This window comes from uncultured Thiocystis sp. (assembly GCF_903866365.1).
Lineage (GTDB): Bacteria > Pseudomonadota > Gammaproteobacteria > Chromatiales > Chromatiaceae > Chromatium.
In genome coordinates this window covers 1-1,794 of the sequence record NZ_CAIPNF010000383.1, presented here as the reverse complement: position 1 = coordinate 1,794, position 1,794 = coordinate 1, and the positions used below count along the sequence as shown (strand labels likewise).

The following is a 1,794-nucleotide window of genomic DNA, read 5'->3' as shown; positions in this document are numbered from 1 at the left end:
GCGACGTGAACGTTTTGTATTTTCCGAACACCGATTCGATGATGTCGGAGGACGCCAGCCAGGTCTGGCCAGACGGGATCTTGGCGGCTTCCTGGGCCACCTGCGCCAGGATCCGGTCGGTGAAGTCAGCGGCCCGTGGCGTGAGCGCGGCGGGCGGGGCCAGGGTGGCTCGCAGGGGTTCACAGACGCCGGCGTGCAATCCCTCGGACTTGAGAAACGTCTGAATCGCCTTGGACTGTTCCAGCATCTGGGCATAGACCGTCAGTTCCTCACGCTCGGAACGCAGCCAGGCGAAGCCTTCCAGGAAGCGGGCGCGACCGGTGTCGGCGAGATCCCAGAACGGCTCATCGAGGTCGTCGCGGGTGAGATCGGAAACCGCTTGCAGGGCGTGGCAAAACGCCGTCTGGTCGGGATGCCGGTGGCCGATCAGGGGGCGCAGGGGACGCACACGGGCGACCCCCAAGCGTCCGCGCAGGTGATCCCAAGCGGCCACGCTCAGGACGCAGGTCCGCTGAATGGCACTGAAATCCCCGCGATCGTGATAGGCCAGCACTTGCTGTGCCCAGTGGACATGGAGATCGAAGTGCATGAAGCGCGCCTTGGTGCGTTGACGCGGTGGCAACAGAAACGCCAAGTCGGTCTGCTGGAAAGACGCCAGGGTCGTGCGGCACTGCGCCAGAAACCGGTTCCAGCGGTCATCGGCATTCAACTCGGCCTTAAGCAGGGTGGCGAGACGATGCGAGATGTCATACGTTTCCACACAGTTCGGCGCCTGTTCTTGCTGAAACAGCGTGATCCCCTTGTGCAGGTCGCTGCCATGATCGGCGACGATCTGCACCGGCAAACCGGTGCGTTGGGCGACGTCCCGCAGCACCGTCGCCACCCACGCCCCCGTGCTGTGCATGGTCATCTCCACGGCCAGTACCTGCATGGCCTGGTGACTCGGACTGTATCCCGTTTCGACCAGCCGACTGGCGGGGATTCCCAGAATCACGAGACACTTCGCCGTTCCCAGCGCAATCGTATGATCGACCACATAAATCCAATCTTGACGCCGCTCCGGCGGACGCTGAAGGATCGCCAATCCGCAGCGGTAGACCCAGTTGAGCACCGTGGTATAAGCCGGGATGGCGATCGGCAACCACGGCGCCAGCAGATGCAGCACGCGGGGAACCCCCCGGCTGCCGAGCCCCGCCATCAAATACATCTGCATCGTGAGTTGCATGACCAACCGCGAATGATGATGACCGGGCGGCGGCAACAGGACGAAACGCTGGGTCGGCTCCTCCGGTTGGTCGTCCTCGGTGGTCGACGCCCCCTCCGCGGCTGGCGGCTGCTCGCCCCGCTCCAGCGCCAGCGCTCGGCCTTTCCAATACGCCCGGCTCGCGTCCAGATCCCGGATCTTGATCTGGGCCGCACGCAGACGCCGCTGTTTATCCAAGGCTTTGGCTTTCCACGCATCGCGCGATTTCTGGAACAGTCGGGCCAACCGGGCCACGGGACTTTTGAAATTCTCCATCCGCATGTGCCTTCTCAGATCAGGTGGGCAGGTCACCATGCCGCGAAGTGTGGCTTGAACCAGCGGAGTTGTCGATGCCTGTCAAAGGGGGCGGCAGCGGGCGCGCCAACACCCGCTCCCGCGACACGACACCTGTATGAATCATCTGACGCCATTTCGTATCAAATTGAACTCCCTAGAATCGACTCAAGCCCACTTAAATAGACCGTTGAGTAAAAATCTTGATAAATTGATTCGGCGGTTTTCCCAGAAAAATTTTCAAGGTTGAGGCGTGT

The 1,794-nt window shown here is 62.0% G+C and carries 1 protein-coding gene; it reads right to left on the bottom strand.

Annotated features, from left to right (window positions below; genetic code table 11):
- The coding region (locus tag QZY07_RS21300; protein ID WP_295407102.1) for a hypothetical protein at positions 1-1,519 on the bottom strand (1,519 nt) is incomplete at its 3' end.
- Positions 1,520-1,794 lie beyond the last annotated feature (275 nt).